Source organism: Eubacterium sp. AM46-8 (assembly GCF_003466705.1).
Taxonomy (GTDB): Bacteria; Bacillota; Clostridia; order Lachnospirales; family Lachnospiraceae; genus Lachnospira.
Genome location: NZ_QSEU01000033.1, coordinates 1 through 1,952 on the forward strand (window position 1 = coordinate 1; position 1,952 = coordinate 1,952).

Here is a 1,952-nt window from a genome sequence, read left to right on the forward strand (position 1 = left end):
CATTATGAGTACTTCTTCCGGATGTGGCAGCACCTTCTCACTGTCTATTTTTCAATTCTCTCTGGAGGCACGCACTCTAAAAGTTCACTTACCTTTTCTCTGCTAAGTCCTAGCTCCTCTCTTTTTAACTGGTATACATTCTTATTCTCTTTAATTGATGCTCTTCCCATTCCTTATTCCCTCACTTAAAATCTTACTGTATCTTTGCTATAATTCCTTCTTCTGTTATAGTTTGCAGACATTCCATAGGCACATCTGAATGCATTATCTGCCATACCTGTTGCATACCCGGAGCTAAAGATTTTTTTGGATAATCTTTTTCCGATATCCAATACACCCTTCCTTCATCTGATGAAATAAGTTTGCCTTCAAACTCATCTGTCCTGTATAAAAAACCTACATTTCGTACATCGCCTGATATCCAATGATATATTCCCATTAACTTATGATTTTTAATTGTAAGTCCAGTTTCTTCAAATACTTCCCTGATAACTGACTCTATAAAAGTCTCCCCTGCCTCTACATGACCACCTGGGAAAGTCGTACCAGAATAATTCTTGCCCACTTTATCCAAGGCCAGTACATTTCCTTTATTATCACTAATCATGCACATGTTCATGAATACTACTTTTTCTATCATCTGTTACTCCATTTAATATAGCTTATCAACTTCTTTTTCATATGCTGCTTCTGTATCTCTGTCAAACAGAACAAAATATATTTCTTCTATTTGCTTTGGAAATTCCTGCTCAAATCTTGCCACAACATTTACAGCAATGTGTGCTGCCAGTTTAACAGGAAAACCATAAACACCTGTTGATATAGATGGAAATGCTATTCTTTTTATACCTTTTTCCATTGCAAGTTTAAGCGAATGATAATAACAGCTGGCAAGCAACTGCTCCTCATTATCCTTTCCGCCTCTCCATATAGGTCCAACTGTATGTATAACATAATCACATGGCAGATTATAGCCCTTGGTAATCTTTGCTTCTCCTGTTCCACATCCATGAAGCGTCCTACATTCTTTTAAAAGATCAGGACCTGCTACCCTGTGAATTGCTCCATCAACACCGCCACCACCTAAGAGACTGTTATTTGCTGCATTTACTATAACGTCAACATAATCTATTTTTGTTATATCACCTAGAACTGTTTTAATCATCGTAATTTTTCCCAAATATTTTCTTTAAATAATTTCCCATTATACCGTCAATTGTACCATCGCCAATATCGCCTTCAATTACTCTTTTTCTTCCATCCTTGTAAGTAATCTGCAAGGTATATCCATATCCGTCGCAAACTTGTGCTTCCATAATATTCTTATACAAACCTTTGCAGAGACTCCGTGTGAAGAGTCTCTGTTTTTTTGTGCATAGGTGTATACAATATACATGATGATACTTTTAAATCACTTTCCCTTTTCCAACTCTTTGAAAAAAGCCTTTGCATTATCCAAATCATTCTTATCCGGATGTCCTTTTGATATGCCTCCAATAAGTTTGAATGGTCCAAATGTGTCAAATCCCTTACAAGAAAATTCTCCCACAATTCTTCCCTGCTTTTCTTTTACAATTTTCTTTATGGAATCAAAGACTGGCTTTCCTCCATAAGTGCATATAAGAAAGACATCCTTATTCTCTGGAAGATTCACTTCTGCAAAGTTAATTACGGACTGATGCATCTTGCCAAAATAAATACCAGAAGCAAAACCTATAAGATCATACCCTGATAAGTCCTTTTCAGTAATCTTAGTTGCATCAACTACATCAATATCATTTTCAGCTGCTATTGCACATACCAGCTCTTTTGTATTATTGTGATGAACCGACACGTATATAATAACTGTTTTCATATCTGCTTCACTCCATTATTTCTTAGTTCAAAATCCAATCTCATCTGGTGCCACAGGACATTTCCATGAGTAGATTTATCAGTTATACCCTCATCAA

The 1,952-nt window shown here is 36.1% G+C and carries 5 protein-coding genes; all 5 read right to left on the reverse strand.

Annotation, left to right across the window (positions count from 1 at the left end):
- Window positions 1-44 precede the first annotated feature (44 nt).
- Window positions 45-170 carry a hypothetical protein gene (locus DW963_RS13850; protein WP_278286723.1) on the reverse strand — a complete coding sequence of 42 codons (126 nt, stop codon included), beginning with the start codon at window positions 168-170 and terminating at the stop codon, window positions 45-47.
- A 23-nt stretch (window positions 171-193) separates the two neighbouring features.
- Entirely contained in the window at window positions 194-640 is a 447-nt protein-coding gene (locus DW963_RS13090; RefSeq protein ID WP_117916357.1) for an 8-oxo-dGTP diphosphatase, read from the reverse strand.
- Between the two features lie 12 nt (window positions 641-652).
- Window positions 653-1,165, reverse strand: coding sequence for an O-acetyl-ADP-ribose deacetylase (locus tag DW963_RS13095; protein WP_117916359.1), 513 nt, complete (start codon window positions 1,163-1,165; stop codon window positions 653-655).
- Window positions 1,158-1,316, reverse strand: coding sequence for a hypothetical protein (locus DW963_RS13345; RefSeq protein WP_199669390.1), 159 nt, complete (start codon window positions 1,314-1,316; stop codon window positions 1,158-1,160). The genes DW963_RS13095 and DW963_RS13345 overlap by 8 nt, the downstream gene beginning before the upstream one ends.
- A gap of 95 nt (window positions 1,317-1,411) precedes the next feature.
- On the reverse strand, window positions 1,412-1,855 hold the full coding sequence (locus DW963_RS13100) for a flavodoxin family protein (RefSeq protein WP_117916361.1): 444 nt from the start codon (window positions 1,853-1,855) through the stop codon (window positions 1,412-1,414).
- Window positions 1,856-1,952: the final 97 nt, after the last annotated feature.

Coding starts and splice junctions, on each gene's coding strand:
- DW963_RS13850 (WP_278286723.1), bottom strand. CDS start 170: ATGGGAAGAGCATCAATTAAAGAGAATAAGAATGTATACCAGTTAAAA.
- DW963_RS13095 (WP_117916359.1), bottom strand. CDS start 1,165: ATGATTAAAACAGTTCTAGGTGATATAACAAAAATAGATTATGTTGAC.
- DW963_RS13345 (WP_199669390.1), bottom strand. CDS start 1,316: ATGGAAGCACAAGTTTGCGACGGATATGGATATACCTTGCAGATTACT.
- DW963_RS13090 (WP_117916357.1), bottom strand. CDS start 640: ATGATAGAAAAAGTAGTATTCATGAACATGTGCATGATTAGTGATAAT.
- DW963_RS13100 (WP_117916361.1), bottom strand. CDS start 1,855: ATGAAAACAGTTATTATATACGTGTCGGTTCATCACAATAATACAAAA.